At 60.2% G+C, this 14,533-nt stretch carries 13 protein-coding genes and 1 pseudogene; 11 read left to right on the forward strand and 3 right to left on the reverse strand.

Annotated elements, in window-relative coordinates:
- Nucleotides 1-19: 19 nt before the first annotated feature.
- On the reverse strand, nt 20-388 hold the full coding sequence (locus U5782_RS32730) for a multidrug efflux SMR transporter (RefSeq protein ID WP_322048026.1): 369 nt from the start codon (nt 386-388) through the stop codon (nt 20-22).
- A 712-nt stretch (nt 389-1,100) separates the two neighbouring features.
- Nucleotides 1,101-1,430 (reverse strand): hypothetical protein, encoded by a 330-nt coding sequence (locus U5782_RS32735; protein WP_322048027.1) that lies wholly within the window; start codon nt 1,428-1,430, stop codon nt 1,101-1,103.
- Nucleotides 1,431-1,608: 178 nt separating this feature from the next.
- Between U5782_RS32735 and U5782_RS32740 the strand changes: the two are divergent.
- Nucleotides 1,609-2,087 (forward strand): annotated as a pseudogene (locus tag U5782_RS32740) (YbaK/EbsC family protein).
- Nucleotides 2,088-2,300: 213 nt separating this feature from the next.
- Nucleotides 2,301-3,152: a 3-hydroxybutyryl-CoA dehydrogenase gene (locus tag U5782_RS32745; RefSeq protein ID WP_322048028.1), complete on the forward strand. Its 852-nt coding sequence runs from the start codon at nt 2,301-2,303 to the stop codon at nt 3,150-3,152.
- 692 nt (nt 3,153-3,844) lie between these two features.
- On the opposite strand, the gene U5782_RS32750 is transcribed toward U5782_RS32745, so the two are convergent.
- The gene (locus U5782_RS32750; RefSeq protein ID WP_322048029.1) at nt 3,845-4,306 is read right to left on the reverse strand and encodes a hypothetical protein; all 462 of its coding nucleotides are present in this window, start codon (nt 4,304-4,306) and stop codon (nt 3,845-3,847) included.
- Between U5782_RS32750 and U5782_RS41690 the strand changes: the two genes are divergently transcribed.
- The 9 genes from U5782_RS41690 to U5782_RS32790 all read left to right on the forward strand — a co-directional run bounded on the left by U5782_RS41690 (nt 4,247) and on the right by U5782_RS32790 (nt 14,520).
- Nucleotides 4,247-4,447: a helix-turn-helix domain-containing protein gene (locus U5782_RS41690; RefSeq protein WP_415914446.1), complete on the forward strand. Its 201-nt coding sequence runs from the start codon at nt 4,247-4,249 to the stop codon at nt 4,445-4,447. The genes U5782_RS32750 and U5782_RS41690 overlap by 60 nt on opposite strands.
- A gap of 77 nt (nt 4,448-4,524) precedes the next feature.
- Entirely contained in the window at nt 4,525-5,151 is a 627-nt protein-coding gene (locus tag U5782_RS32755; protein WP_322048030.1) for an FMN-binding negative transcriptional regulator, read from the forward strand.
- Nucleotides 5,152-5,428: 277 nt separating this feature from the next.
- Complete coding sequence (locus tag U5782_RS32760) at nt 5,429-5,668, forward strand: hypothetical protein (RefSeq protein ID WP_322048031.1); 240 nt, start codon at nt 5,429-5,431, stop codon at nt 5,666-5,668.
- Between the two features lie 850 nt (nt 5,669-6,518).
- Nucleotides 6,519-7,352, forward strand: a complete 834-nt coding sequence (locus U5782_RS32765) for a phytanoyl-CoA dioxygenase family protein (protein WP_321845040.1) — start codon at nt 6,519-6,521, stop codon at nt 7,350-7,352.
- Between the two features lie 17 nt (nt 7,353-7,369).
- The gene (locus tag U5782_RS32770; protein ID WP_322048032.1) at nt 7,370-7,783 is read left to right on the forward strand and encodes a RidA family protein; all 414 of its coding nucleotides are present in this window, start codon (nt 7,370-7,372) and stop codon (nt 7,781-7,783) included.
- A 78-nt stretch (nt 7,784-7,861) separates the two neighbouring features.
- Complete coding sequence (locus U5782_RS32775) at nt 7,862-9,226, forward strand: DUF1329 domain-containing protein (RefSeq protein ID WP_321845042.1); 1,365 nt, start codon at nt 7,862-7,864, stop codon at nt 9,224-9,226.
- A gap of 76 nt (nt 9,227-9,302) precedes the next feature.
- Nucleotides 9,303-11,132, forward strand: a complete 1,830-nt coding sequence (locus tag U5782_RS32780; protein ID WP_322048033.1) for a DUF1302 domain-containing protein — start codon at nt 9,303-9,305, stop codon at nt 11,130-11,132.
- A 44-nt stretch (nt 11,133-11,176) separates the two neighbouring features.
- Nucleotides 11,177-13,537, forward strand: coding sequence for an efflux RND transporter permease subunit (locus U5782_RS32785; RefSeq protein WP_322048034.1), 2,361 nt, complete (start codon nt 11,177-11,179; stop codon nt 13,535-13,537).
- A 17-nt stretch (nt 13,538-13,554) separates the two neighbouring features.
- Nucleotides 13,555-14,520 (forward strand): WD40/YVTN/BNR-like repeat-containing protein, encoded by a 966-nt coding sequence (locus U5782_RS32790; RefSeq protein WP_322048035.1) that lies wholly within the window; start codon nt 13,555-13,557, stop codon nt 14,518-14,520.
- The last annotated feature ends 13 nt before the right edge of the window (nt 14,521-14,533 follow it).

Genomic DNA, 14,533 nt, shown 5'->3' on the forward strand with positions numbered 1-14,533 from the left:
CTGCCATTCGCGGTGTGATCTAACCTCCTTCTTGCAACTGCAACCCGATGATCCCCACGACGACAAGTGCGATGCAGACCAACCGGCCAAAGAGTATAGGCTCGTGAAACAGGAATATTCCGACCAGTGCTGTTCCGGCTGCACCGACCCCGGCCCATACCGCATAGGCTGTTCCCAAGGGCAAGATATTCAGCGTAAAGCTCATCAACCAAACGCTCAACACCGCAGCCACGATAGATATTGCACCGGGCAATAGCTTCGTATAGCTGTCGGATAACTTCATGGCGACCGAGAATACGACTTCGAGAAAACCGGACGCGAGAACGATCAACCATGCTGCGAGTGGACTGGAAATAGCCAACATGTTGGACTTGATCTCAGTTTGCACGGACCGGCCACGATTACCATTGCCACTACCGGCTGTCGCATCCAGCGAATGTTGACGATTTGAGAGGCGCCGCCGAATGGCGGATCATGGCCGACTACCGACGCCGCGACGATGATTCGACTTTGGTGCTTTTCTGATGGACTCGATAAGAATACTTATCTTAAGAGTCGCGTCGCCTATCGACTTCTGGAGAAAACTTCACCCGCTCACGCCAGTGAGGATGTGCCTAAATCGCAAGTAAAGAACGCATTTGCGATAGGCGGATTTATCGCAAACGGCGTCTTCGTCCATGGGGTGACTTCATTGACTTGCGACGGAATCTGGGTGCAAAGGGAAGAGTGGGGGCGCGGCAGAGCACGGCGCAGCAGGAGGGCCGTCGGGAGGCGTAAGCGGTCACGGTCCTCGATGACGCATGCCCCTAAGGCAAGCAATCCGCTTCTCAACGCTAGCTCGCAGGAGATGAGAGGAAGCCACGTATGGAGAACAGTGAGCCGTCTTCGGCGCATAGACACGGCGCGGAGCGACTCGCAAGGCGACAATGGCGCCAAAGGCCGTAAGCGGACCCAGAGCCGACTTCCGGTATGTCAAAGCATCAACGGCTCTTTGCAAAGCGAAGCGGACGTTCGTCGCAGGAAGGCTGCGCGCGGCTCTTCGGCCGGTGCGGACACTGGCCGCTCGTAATTCAATGCTCGACTTCGATAGGGGCCACCAGTTAAAGATCGAATGGGTTGCCCTCTCTGAGCCCGAGCCACCTCTCGAGATAGCGATGCAACGTTCGCAGGGCTTCCTCGTGTTCGGGGAATTCGGCGGGATCGATCGCGTCGCACCTCGCCTTGGCCACGTCGATACCGATGAAGTCGTCGACAGTATCTTTGTTGAAACTGTTGCGCGGCATGGAGATGAGCCGCTGGGCGAGCGCCGGCGCCGGAATTATGGAGCGCTCGGAATAGGGCGCCGCGCCATTGATTGCGGCAGGCAAGCTGGTGCTACAGGTGCCGGGCAGGAGACTCGCACCGGCACCTGTAATGGCATTAGTGCCCACACGACACTCTCGATCCGGCAGCGACTATTCCTTGATACGGCGAAGCGTGAACTAGATCCTTCGCCGTGGCGTCGTTGAGGAGCCTCGGTTCATCGAGCTTTCCCGCGCAGATTAGTTCAGGCGGAGACAGGCGGTATGGGGGGGCGACGATCTCCCCTTCTTCATATGAGCGAACGCGATGAGCGAGCGAACCGTCGTTGAACAACTGTGCGATTTGCTGATGCATCCGGCGCACGGATACTGGAGCACACCCATGAGGGGCGATCAGACGCCATCGCGTCAATACGTGGCACCGCGCCTGAACAGGGAGGGAAAAGCCATGCTGCACATTCAAGGACGCGACCGTCCCGCCGGTATTAGCCGTGCTTCCAGACAATCGAAAGCTTGACTTCAGGAAGCTCGGGGCCGCAGGTGGGCCAAAAGAAGGCGACCTTGGCGCCTGCATAGTTCGCGACAGCGTTGACTGATTGTGTGATGGGCGCGGTGCCACCGTTCGCCTTCAACGACGCTATCAGGCTTGTCACCGACCCCGCTCTGGTCGACGAAAACCACGAGGTCGCCTTTAATGCTGGGCGGCTGGATCGATCGATTCTCCTGAGTTGGGCAGACTACGTTCGAATTGCACATCCGCTTTTGTACGACATCACTCAACGATAACCGGGCGTTTGCCGGTGATACTTCGCGGCGCGGGTGAACGCCCCGGGCGACCAGCGATGATGTGGCCGGATTTGTCACAAGATCGGCAAATTTGGACAGGCCGGTCGTTTCTCCGCGATGCTACGATCTGCGCATCTGCCGTCCTCTTGTGGACAGGCTAAAAACGAACCGCAACGCAGCAACGCGCGACAGCACGCGCAGGAGAAACTTGCGATGAAAATCGAAGCGCTGGGCGTCATCGGCGCAGGAACGATGGGCGCCGGCATTGCTCAAGTCGCCGCTGTCGCGGGCCTCAAGGTCATCATGGTCGACGTGGCGGACGCTGCCCTCGCGAAAGGTCTCGTCGCGCTGAGCGACAGCCTCGGCCGGCTCGTGGCGAAGGGAAAGCTCGATGCGGCGGCGCAAGTCGCCGCGCTCGGCCGTATCGAAACGTCCACGGACTATCAACGTCTCGCTGGCGTGGACCTCGTGATCGAGGCGGCCACTGAAAACCTCGATCTGAAAATTCGTATTCTTAAGCAAATTGAATCGGTTGTGTCGAACACCGCCATTATTGCTTCCAATACGTCGTCCATTTCGATCACGACGCTGGGCGCGGCGCTCGCCGATCCGGCGCGATTCGTCGGCATGCACTTCTTCAACCCGGTCCCGCTCATGCCGCTGGTCGAGATCATCGTTGGCTTGCAGACTAGTCCCGCCACAGCGGAAGCGATTCGCGAGCTGACCACCCGGCTCGGCAAGTCGCCGATCAGCGTCAAGAATTCACCTGGCTTCGTCGTCAACCGCATTCTCGTGCCGATGATCAACGAAGCGCTTTTCCTGCTAGCGGAAGGCGCGGCAACGGCCGAGGAAATCGACGCCGGCATGTGCCTGGGCGCAAATCACCCCATCGGGCCGCTGGCGCTGGCGGATCTCGTTGGCCTGGATGTTTGCCTTTCGGTGCTCGACGTCTTTTTCAAGGACTTCGGTGATCCTAAGTATCGTGCGTGCCCGCTGCTTCGTGAGCTAGTATCGGCAGGGCGGCTGGGCCGCAAGACCGGTCACGGTGTTTATAGCTACGCCTGATTTCCCGGTTAGTGATGGTCCGGCATGATTCGATCCGGACCGGGAACCAGAAAGCGCGGATTCGCTTTGCCGTCAGGCATTCGCGCAGACGTTAAACCGGGCGCTCCGTACGTTCGAGCTCAAGCGTGGAGTGCCTGCATTTGTTTGCGTGCGTTTGCGGGGCCGCCTCAACGCCGTGGGGCTTGATGTCGAGCCCTTCGTAGACGAATTTCACGTCGCACCCGAACGCCCCTGTCTTTAATGATGTCCTCAAACGCGAGGGGACCGGTCAATCTGAAGCGCTACCGGCGGGAAAGATTCGATCCGAAGGGCGGCCGGGCGTCAGCTGCGACATGTATCTGAAGGCGTGAGGGCAATCGTAACTGCGGATCAGCGCTGATTTGGATAAATTAGACTTGAGATGGCTATCCTATCTACCCGAGAGCCGATCCGGACGGTGAGACGCTCGCTCGTGGCTGTCGCTCATCGCGATTGAAATCAGGAACTGTTGTGAATGAGATTGCACCTATGCGAAGCTTACCTTCATGAGCACTGCTATCGCTCTCGGGGCCTATCGAGAACTTGCCCAGGACGGAATTGACCGGGAACGTGTTGTGGCCATTTGGCGCTATGACGCAACTGTCTCGCGAAGCCAGCTAATATTGCCGGATGGGCGTATGGACCTGGCTGCGCACTGCACTACCACGTCCGGATCACGAGTGACCGCTGTGTGGCTTGCGCTCGCGGGCCCCGCTGATACCTGGAGATATCTCACAGTTCGCCCAGGTGTGGTCAGCATTGGCGTTCGGTTTCGTATCGGATGGGGTGGGACGTGCCTCGGCGTACCAGCCGCCTTGATGCGCAATCAGTGGATCGCCGGAAGGCGCGTTGCCACGCTGCTCGGCAAATCTGCGCATTCGATCCTCTTCGCTCGATCCGTAGAAGAACTGCAGCATGGTCTTGTTCAAGCCGTCGCCCGCACTGCATCGAATGCGCCGGTTTCTCTCAGTCACAAACGTGCAATCGACGCAATCGATCAGGCCTTCGGTCGCGAACCAAGGCGCATTCAACTGGCCTCTCGTACGCTGCGTCATGACGTCCTGGCTGCCGCAGGGATTCCGCTTCGCTCTCTGGCGGGCATTCTTCGTTTTCAGCAGGCCATGAGTTTGTTGCACGAAGGCGTGCTGTCACTGAGGAACATTGCATCTGGCTTGGGCTACTCGGATCAGTCTCACATGAACCGTGAGTTCCGTAGATTTGGCGGTTTTGCCCCCTCACTACGCGTCTCAGCGCCGATCGTCGGGGCTTTCACGTAGGAGATTGTATTGGCCAAAACGTTCAAGACGGCGGTTTGCGATGCGGGCAGAATGGATGCAAATTCACCAAGATACCTATGCATATTCAACCGATTTTCGCCATCCCAGAGATTCATGAGCTCTATCGACTCATACGCACCTATCCACTGGCGACTCTGATAGGCTCCGCCGACCATGGGCTGGAAGCCAATCTGTTGCCAGTGGAGCTAGACGAGACTGGCGTTCGGGCCCGTCTTCTTGGACATGTGGCGAAGAAACATCCCGTCGCCACATTTCCTGCTTCGAGCGAAGTCGTTGCAGTGTTCCAGAGCCCCAATGCCTATATATCTCCCCGCTGGTATGTGAATGGGCAGCGTAGTGGACGGGTGGCGCCGAGCTGGAACTACATTGCTGTCGAGGTGCGGGGGCAGATTTCGTTTATTGATAACCCACAGTGGATCATATCGCACCTGGAATCGCTGACGGAGGCGCAGGAGTCGGGGCGCAGCAACCCTTGGACATTGAAGGAGGCTGCGCCCGAGTTCGTCGAAGGCGCATCCAAACACTTGCTCGGATTTGAGATAGTGATTTCCAAGGTAAGCGGAAAGCGATTTCTGTCTCAGCAGCGTACTGAGGCGGACAGGCGCAGTGTCGCCCAGAACCTGACGCGGTCGAACTCTGCATCGGCACAAGAACTTGCTTCGCTGATTCGCGATGTCAGCTGAGAGGTCGGGCGTTGTTATGACAGCCGTTACCGTCTCTCTCGGATCGGCGAGTACAAAAGTAAGAGATCGTCACGTTTGTGCCTTCGCTGAATCGCGAGGCTGAGGCGGATGAGGCCATGATCGGGCGGGTATCAGGACGCTACGTGTTCATCCAGTGTGTGAGACCAGGCAGCGGGCGTCACCACTGGGCAACCACAAGACTGACGCCATTGCCGAGCAGGAGCCTATGCTCCACATTAGCAGGCGCGCTGTTTTCGCGAACGGTTGAGGATCGTCGTTGGCGATCTACAAGGCTCGGCGCAGCGTGAGAACTTGCACGATCGTCGCGCCGAATGCGCAGAGCGCGCTCATCGCGGCGCAAGCATCCATGTTCCTCCGGCCCATCCACGACAAAGACTTTGAGGTAGGAGAGTGTGGTGCCGGCAAGAAATACCATGGCGCTCACGATTGCCTGATGGAAGCCGTTCAGCATCTCGATATTCACTATGCTGGATTGATGATTAGGAATCCAACGTGAATAGGAGGGGCAACTCTCCCTCGCCGGACTCGTAGCTACCCCCCCCTGCAGCGTTTGGGCTCCCGTTCCAGATGTGAGTTCGTACCTCATGCGCCGTGGTCCATTGGAAATACGCTGCACGGACGTTACAGCATGCAGACTTGACTAAAGTCGACAGTCCGGCGATAGACGTTCCTGTTCAGCCATGGTACGAACGTGTATTCGTCGTATGCGTTGCTACCCATATAAATCCAGTTGCTGAGAATGTTGGACATCACCGTCTCCCACTCTTTCCGCCATTAACGGGCGCTCCGCCGGCTTCGCAGCCAAAGCCGCTCCCAGCCACGTTCTCACGGTTTCCGATGCCATGGCACCGGGCCGCTACTCGATCGACTGCGGTACGTCGTTACCAAAATGCAAGAGCGCGTATTGCGTCAATGGCCTTCGTCGCTCAAAGTCGACTCGACGCTGGCACTTCGCGACCGGTATCCGCGTTGTGGATGCGTGCAGATCGGTCCTGGTCCACGACCACCAGAGGCGCAGATATTTCAGATGGTTTAAAAATTGTACACTAAGACTAAGATAGTCACGTTTACAAAACAATGCAAGAAAGTTCGGACGGCTCGTTGATTGGCGTCCCCCCGGAGGTCAGGGCGTTGATCTCCAGGTCCGCTTGCAGGCACAGTGCCGCGTTCTGCTTCTAGCAGTGGCTTGGCTCCTTGTGAGTAACCTTGTGAAGGCAGGGAATTCCCTCTCTTTTTTCTTTTTTTTAGTTTTGTATCATTACCTAACTTTGGTAGTATTTTCTAGGTAAGGCGCTGCGGGAAGCATTTGGGAGCAGGTTGCCGATTGACGATTCAGGAGTTCAGCTATGGATGAAGCCACGCGCAAGGCGTTCGCCGAGGACGGTGCCGTTCTGGTCAAAGGCCTGCTCAGCGAGCAACAGTTGGCCCGGTGCCGGCAGGTTTTCGATTGGGGCATGGAGAACCCGGGACCTATGGCTGGCAGCCTGTTCGAAGGCACGGTGCACAAGACGCACAACGACAACGCCAATCCGTTTGCGAAGGGCCGCCTGGATGAACTGGCCGGCGAACTGCCGTTCGGGCAATTGTTCGCCGACCTGTGGGGCTCCGCGAACGTCTGGTATTTCGCCGAGGAACTGTTCCTCAAGAGCGGCGGCACGAGCGGCCGATCACCGTGGCATCAGGACACGTCCTACCTGCCATGGGAAGGCATGCACTTCGGCAATGCCTGGATCAGTTTCGAGGCCGTACCCAAACAGAATGCGCTCGAGGTCGTGCGGGGGTCGCATCGAGGTCCGCGTCACGACGGCACGACCTTTCAAAATGCTGATGACCCGACCGATCCTCTGCATGGCGGCGATGTCTGGCCACGCTTGCCAAATATCGAAGCTGAGCGCCGTGTCAATCCGGCCGCCTACGACATCATTTCGTGGGCGACGGAGCCCGGCGACGTCCTGCTGCTGCATCCGGGCGTGCTGCACGGCGGTGGCGCGGTGGACCCCGCGTTTCCGGATCGCCACACGCTCGTGCTGCGCTTCTTCGGTGACGACGCGGTTTTCAGTCCGCTGCCGCAGCCGAGCGTCTCGGGCTTCACGCCAGTTGGTGTCTTGTTCCTCGAAGAACTCGCCGCGTTGAAGGAAGGGGATCCGTTTCGCGCGCCATGTTTTCGTCAACTCGTCTGACTAAGGGCACCACCACCATGACAATGTCCACTACGCGGCAAGCGATCGTCCCGCCGCCGTTCCAGGCGTTCTACGACGCCTACCATTTTTCACCCGCGACCCGCGTGGGAGACACGATCTGGGTCTCCGGCCAGGTCGGCATCGGCCCTGATATGAAACCCGGCGAGGGCATGCCGGCGCAGGCCCGCATCGCCTTCGAGTCCCTCAAGGCTGTGCTCGAGGCGGCGGGCGCGAACCTTTCCGATGTGGTGGAGCTGACCACTTTCCATATGGACCTGCGCGGCGAGATTGAGGCCTTTTCGGCGGTCAAGGATGCCTATTTCCCGTCGCGCTATCCATCGTGGACGGCGGTTGGCGTCACACAACTGGCGCTGCCTGAGTTGTGCATCGAGATTCGGGCGGTGGCCGTGGCAGGGTGCGGCGAAGAGTGACCCCCTCCCGGTGCGCCAATGCGTCGGGTTTGAACCTCGCATTACCTATTACGAATGAGAGAGATCGGAAGGAGAGTCATGATGAGAAAGCGTACCATCGGAGCCTTGTCTGCCATTGCGGCTGCCCTGTTGCTTGTGGCCGGAACGGCCGTTGCTGATGACCTTACGCCGTCAGGTGCTGAGCGCGCGGCCAGCAAGGATGGGCTCGTGCCGGCGTTTACCGGCAGGGAAGCTACGCCGGCCGGCTGGGAATGGGGCAAGGTCCGCGGCGACTTCTGGAAGCATAAGAGCGAGAAGCCGCTGTACACGATCGATGCGTCGAACGTCGACAAATACGCCGACAAGCTGTCACCGGGGCAGGTCCAGCTCGTCAAGCAGTTGAAGGGCTACCGCATGGAGGTCTACCCGTCCCACCGCGAATGCCAGGCGCCGGAATTCGCTGAGCAGAATTCGACTGCGAATCTTACGACGGCGAAACTCGCTCCGGGTGGCGAGACGATCCAGGCGGCGACGCTCCCAGGCGTGGCCTTTCCGCAGCCGAAGAACGGTGCCGAAGCGATCCTCAACTACGAGACGCGCTATCGCGGCGAGGGTATCGAGTGGGCGCCGGTTGTTACGTCCATTTCCCCGCGCCCGGGAAGCAGCGACTGGATCGACGCGGTGGGCCCCCAAGCGTTCTATTTCCCGGCGGGCAAGGAAGGCAAAACCACACCGCAGGACGTCGACCAGTTCAACCTGGGCGCCTATTTCTCGGTCGATTCGCCCGCTGCGCTGGCTGGGCAGGCCTTCGTACAGCGCCAGTACTTCGACAAGGATTCTGAGACGTACTACTACTTTCCGGGCCAGCGCCGCGTGAGGCGCATGCCGGCCTACACGCACGATGCGCCGCTGATCGGCTTCGAGAATCAGTACCTGATCGACGAAGCCAACATGTTCAACGGCTCCATCGACCGCTTCAACTGGAAGCTCGTGGGCAAGAAGGAAATGATCGTCCCGTACGACGATTTCGGCATGTACACCTTCAAGGACAAGCTGCACGACGTCGCCACGCCCAATGGCATTTCGTCCGACCGTCGTCGCTACGAGGTGCACCGCGTCTGGGTGGTCGAGGCGACGCTCAAGCCCACGGCACGCCACGTCGCGTCAAAGAAGATTTTTTACCTGGATGAGGATAGCTGGCTGGCGCTTGTGGGCGAGGACTATGACGCGCAGGGCAAGCTCTGGAAGGTGCGCGAGAGCTATCCGATCCCGGTGTGGGAGCTCGGTGGCACCTGCGATAACGAGCCGATGGCGCAGTACGACCTCAACAACGGACGCTACGTTTTCGATGCCTCGTCGATTGGCCAGGGCAAGGACATTCACTGGTACGAGCAGATAAACGACCCCCGCTTCAAGACGGACTTCTACACGGCCGAATCCTTGAGATCGGTGAGCGAGCGCTGAGGTTTGGCGCAGGACGAGGGGACCGACGCGCACCGGTGGTGTGCGTCGGCATCGAGGCAGGCGGCAGGGGAGACGCATGAAAACGAAGATCATTGGAAGGTATGTTGCGGTAACGCTCGCCATGTTTGGAACGGCGGCAACGAGTGCGTACGGCTACGAATTCACGACGGGTTTGGGCGACCTCACGGGTTCGTGGGTGACCAACCTCACGGGGGGCGCGGGTATCCGCACCAAAAACCCGAGCTGCTCGCTCACGGGCGACCCGAACGCATTCGGTTGCGGCGCGGCGGCCAATGTCAACCAGTGGGGCGTGGGCGACAACGGCGATCTGAACTACCGCAAGGGCCAGCCCTTCAGCACCTACATCAGCGCGACCAGCGAGCTGCTGCTGAAGATGCCCAGCGAGGGGCTTAAGTTCATGATCCGCGGCACGGGCATGTATGACTTCCTCGCCGGCGACACGAACCGCACGCCGCTGTCGAGCACCACCGCGGCGCAGGTCGTCTACAACGCGCAGTTGCTCGATCTTTGGGGCGAAAAGGATTTCACGATCAACGGGCAGGGCGCGCATGTGCGAGTGGGCAACCAGGTGATCAACTGGGGCGAGAGCATGTTCGCACAGGGCGGTATCAACGCCACCAACTCGCTCGACGTGCAGAAGCTGCTGATTCCCGGCTCGCAACTGAAACAGGCGCTTCTGCCCGCACCGATGGTCAGCTTCGCCGCGGATCTTTCGCATGGATTCAGTACTGAGGACTACTATCAGTTTCAGTGGAATGGCAACCGCTATCCGCCGGTTGGTTCGTACTGGTCTTTGTCTAACAGCCTCGGCCGCGGCACCGACCCGTATACGGTTAGCACTACGAATCTGAACGTGGGCGGTCCCAGCGCAGGCACGATTGCGGGGCCGAACAGCGGCAACCAGAATGTGCTCAACGGCATCAATTCCGGACTCGTCAATGGTGCGTTTGCCGGGCCGCCCTTTAATGATATCGGTCTGCCCGTCAACTGGCAGGCGCCGTCGAAGTACCATCCGCAGTTCGGCATGAAGTTCAACTATTCGCCGCGCTCCTTCGATGCGAACTTCGCGGTCTATTATGAAAATTACACCGACAAGTCACCGGTGCTCTCGTCGCTGGCCAACGGGACGCTGGACTGGTCGTATCTGCAGAACCGTCAGCTCTTTGGTGTCAGCGCGAATTTCGGCATCGGCAACTGGGCCATCGGCACTGAGCTTTCGTATCGGCCGCACGATGCCGTGGCCCTCTCGAGCTGCTATGGCGCGGGTGGCCCGCTCGACCTGAACACCAACGGCGTAAGCGGCGTGAACTGCCAGCAGTGGGCCGACGAGAAGAAGTTCCAGTACGACATCAACGGGCTGCTGGCGCTCACGCGCAGCGAGTATCCGTTCCTCAAGCTGCTCGGCGCGGACGAAGCCACGCTGACCTGGGAGCTCACCTGGATCTACTACCCGGGCCTGAATACGAACGGCATCACGCGCACGGTCAACGGCCAGCAGGTCACGCAGGTGCCCCAGGCGGGCTACCTGCCGTGGCTGAACAACAACTCGGGCCTGGGCTATCCGATCGCCATGGCGCAGGGCACCCCGAGTTCCGTGGGCGCGACGGTCGACTTCAACTGGACCTACGACGGCTCGCTGATTCACGGCTGGCAGGTGACGCCAGGCTTGACGTTTGCTGACGGACTCTACGGCTATACGCCGACGCTCACCGCGAACTATCTGCAGGGTATGAAGTCGCTGAACCTCTACGTGCTGTTTAACCAGAACCCGACCGTGTGGCAGGCGGGCATCAATTACACGCTGTTCTGGGGCGGGCACAACACCGTGGGCAATCCGTACGCAGACCGTAACTTCGTCGGGATGTTTGTCACGCGGAACTTCTGATGGCCTGTTCCGTACGCCATTGAATCACCTGAAGGGATAATGCCGTGTTAAATCGCCTGGTCAAAACGTTGGAACGGTTCTTCTTCGCTCACCGAGCGGCGGTGCTCGTGAGCATCGGCCTGTTCACCGCCGTCATGGCCTTTTTCGCCGTGCAGTTGCGCATGGATGCGGGCTTCGAGAAGCAGATGCCGATCGGCCACGAGTACATCCAGACCTTCCAGAAATACCGCTCCGACCTGCTCGGCGCGAACCGGATCACCGTGGTCGTGCGCGCACACAAGGGCTCGATCTGGACGAAGGAGGGGCTCACGCGCCTATACAAGGTGACCCAGGCCGTCACGTACCTGCCGAACGTGGACCGCATTGGCGTGCAGTCGCTGTGGACGCCGAACGCCTATGTGAATGAGATTACCGACGAGGGCTTCCGTGCCGAGCCGATCATCTCCGGCACGATCACGCCCGATCAGCTCACGCCCAACGTTGTCGCGAAGATTCGCCGCTCGACGACGCTCGGCGGCTATATCGGCACGCTTGTTTCGCACAACGAAGACAGTGCCATGATTACAGCCGAGCTCAACGAGCGCGACCGTAATGGCAAGGTACTCGACTACGTGGCGTTCAACCACCTGCTCGAAGCGCAGATCCGCAAGCCGTTCGAGGATGCGGGCTATGAAATCCAGATCATCGGCTTTGCCAAGCAAATTGGTGATATCGCTGATGGCGCGACGGCCGTGCTCGGTTTCTGCGGCATTGCACTGCTGCTCACGGCGCTCGCGGTCTACTGGTACTGCCATTCGGTGCGCTTCACGGTGCTGCTGATTTCGTGCTCGCTCACTTCGCTGGTCTGGCAGTTCGGCACGCTGAAGTTGCTGGGCTTCGGACTGGATCCGCTCGCCGTGCTGGTGCCATTCCTGGTCTTCGCGATTGGCGTCTCACACGGCGTGCAGCAGGTCAACTTTATCGTGCGCGAGATTGCACATGGCAACAGCTCCTTCGATGCGGCGCGCCACAGCTTCAGCGGCCTGCTGATTCCGGGTGTGCTTGCGCTCGTGACGGCATTCGTGTCGTTCATCACGCTGCTGCTGATTCCGATTCCGATGGTGCGGGAGCTGGCCGTCACGGCGTCGCTCGGCGTGGCCTACAAGATCGTGACGAATCTCGTGCTGCTGCCCGTCGCGGCTTCGTGTTTCAACTTCACGAAGTCCTATGCCGATAGCGCGCTCAAGCGCAGCGAGCGTCGCTCGGCATGGCTGCGCGGGCTCGCGCGCATCGCCCAGCCGCGTTATGCAGGCGTAACCGTTGCGTTGACGCTGGTGGTGTTCGCACTGGCGGCCTGGCAAAGCCGCGATCGCGTAATCGGCACGCTGCAGCCGGGCGCGCCCGAACTGCGCGCGGACGCGCGTTTCAACCGGGACGCCACGTCGATCGCGAGTAGCTACGACATCGGGCTCGACTGGCTCACGGTCGCGATCGAGTCGACGGGAAAGGCGTGTGACAACCCGGCGGTCGGTCTGTACGAGGACGATCTCACGAGCGCGATGCGCACCGAGCCTGGCGTGGTGTCGGCGCAGTCCTACTCAGCGCTGCTGCGCCGCTACAACCAGGGCTACAACGAGGATTACCCGAAGATGAATGTCGTTCCGATCGACGCGGAGAACTACGGCGCGGTATCGGTGGACGTGGGCCGGGTGAAGGGCTTCATGAAAGCGGACTGCAGCATGACGGCGGTACACCTGTTCCTCACCGACCACAAGGCTACGACAATCAGCCGGATTCTGGACGACGTGAAGACGTACCGCGCAACGCATCCGTTTCCTGGCATCACCGTGCGTCTCGCGGCCGGCAATGCGGGCGTACTGGCCGCAACCAACGAAGAAATCGCAGCGAGCGAATTGCCCATGATGCTCTACGTCTACGCGGCGATCCTGATTCTCGTGTTCCTCGCCTACCGCGACTGGCGCGCAATGCTCGCGTGCTGCCTGCCGCTCTCGGTGGCGACCTTCATCGGCTACTGGTTCATGAAGGAACTGCAGATCGGCCTCACGGTGGCCACGCTGCCCGTCATGGTGCTGGCCGTGGGCATCGGTGTGGATTACGCGTTCTACATCTACAACCGGCTGCAGGTGCATCTGGCCGGCGGCCAGAACGTCGTGAAGGCTGTGCAGCATGCAATGCTCGAAGTGGGCGTGGCGACGATATTTACGGCGATCACGCTGGCGATCGGCGTGGCGACATGGAGCTTCTCGGCGCTGAAGTTCCAGGCGGATATGGGCAAGCTGCTGGCGTTCATGTTCCTCGTGAACCTGCTGATGGCGATGACGGCGCTGCCTGCACTGGCTTCCGTGCTCGAGCGCTGGTTCCCGCGACGCAAACCGGCGCGTGCGCCCGGACTCTTCAGTCACTGAACATGGGAGACGCAGTCATGATCAAGATGCTTGTTGCGTGCGCCGCGCTGTGCGCGAGCGCGGCAGTCTGGGCCCTCCCGCCGGGGGCCGTGGCGGACTGGGCGGCAAAGCCCGCCCACGCGTGGGCGAACCCGGCTCACATGATGTTACTGGACGCGACACGCGCGGGCCCGCGCATAGTCGCCGTCGGTGAACACGGCCTCGTTTTGCTGTCGGACAACGACGGAAAATCGTTCCGGCAGGCGCGCAGCGTGCCGGTTTCGGCAACGCTTTCGGCGGTCAATTTCACGGATGCGCAGCACGGCTGGGCCGTTGGCCAGTGGGGTGTGATTCTCGCGACGACTGACGGCGGCGAAACCTGGCAGAAGCAGCGCATAGACGTCTCCGTGGACCAGCCGCTGTTCTCTGTGCTCTTCACGAGCGAGAAAGACGGCATTGCAGTGGGTCTGTGGTCGCTGATGCTTGCCACGCACGACGGCGGCAAGACGTGGGCGAAGGTAACGGTGCCCAAGCCGCCGGGCAGCGGCCGTGCGGACCGCAATCTGTATCACATCTTCGCAGACCGCACGGGAGCCCTCTATATCGACTCGGAACAGGGCATGGTGCTCAAGTCCACGGACGGCGGCGCGAACTGGAGCTATCTGGCGACGGGCGGCAAGGGCACGCTGTGGACCGGCGTGGCGCTCCCGGATGGACGGATCGTCGTGGGCGGGCTGCTCGGCAGCCTGTACCAGAGCAGCGACGGCGGGGCGACGTGGACACCACTGAACGCCGGGACGAAGAGCTCGATCACGGATCTCGTTACAAACGGAAACGGCCTGTTCGGTGTGGGTCTCAATGGCCTCATATTGAAGCAGGGTGCGGGAGCCAAATGGTTCGAAGTCCAGCAGCGCGAAGATCGCGCGACGCTCACCGCCGCATTAATCGACGGCGCCGGCAAACCGGTGTTGTTTTCGCAGGACGGGGTGCTGACGGCCCATTGAGAAGCGCCGGACG

The organism is Paraburkholderia sp. J67 (assembly GCF_905220265.1).
Taxonomy (GTDB): domain Bacteria; phylum Pseudomonadota; class Gammaproteobacteria; order Burkholderiales; family Burkholderiaceae; genus Paraburkholderia.

What these genes read in the sequence shown, in the direction of transcription:
- U5782_RS32745 (WP_322048028.1), top strand. Translation starts at nt 2,301, where the DNA reads ATGAAAATCGAAGCGCTGGGCGTCATCGGCGCAGGAACGATGGGCGCC.
- U5782_RS32755 (WP_322048030.1), top strand. Translation starts at nt 4,525, where the DNA reads ATGCATATTCAACCGATTTTCGCCATCCCAGAGATTCATGAGCTCTAT.
- U5782_RS32765 (WP_321845040.1), top strand. Translation starts at nt 6,519, where the DNA reads ATGGATGAAGCCACGCGCAAGGCGTTCGCCGAGGACGGTGCCGTTCTG.
- U5782_RS32770 (WP_322048032.1), top strand. Translation starts at nt 7,370, where the DNA reads ATGACAATGTCCACTACGCGGCAAGCGATCGTCCCGCCGCCGTTCCAG.
- U5782_RS32775 (WP_321845042.1), top strand. Translation starts at nt 7,862, where the DNA reads ATGATGAGAAAGCGTACCATCGGAGCCTTGTCTGCCATTGCGGCTGCC.
- U5782_RS32780 (WP_322048033.1), top strand. Translation starts at nt 9,303, where the DNA reads ATGAAAACGAAGATCATTGGAAGGTATGTTGCGGTAACGCTCGCCATG.
- U5782_RS32790 (WP_322048035.1), top strand. Translation starts at nt 13,555, where the DNA reads ATGATCAAGATGCTTGTTGCGTGCGCCGCGCTGTGCGCGAGCGCGGCA.